Annotated in this window: 1 protein-coding gene; it reads right to left on the bottom strand. The window is 32.6% G+C overall.

From position 1 onward, the window contains the following. On the bottom strand, positions 1-218 hold a 218-nt coding region (locus AC6CHH_RS16455; RefSeq protein ID WP_498284800.1), incomplete at both ends, for a hypothetical protein.

The raw sequence follows: 218 nt of genomic DNA on the forward strand, positions 1-218 counted from the left end.
TTTTGTCCTTTTGCTAATTCCTTTTCATATTTCTTTGTGTATTTGTGGTTTTTAAATTTAACGCCCTCAGAAGTAATAGCAAAGTCTTTTAAACCTAAATCTATTCCACAAACAGCACCAGTTTTTTCTTTTGGTTGATATTGTTCTTCTGAGAGTATGGATACAAAATATTTCCCTGTTGGCGTTTTACTTACAGTACATTTTCCAAGCGTACCCTT

This window comes from Sphingobacterium sp. GQ94 (genome assembly GCF_059758715.1).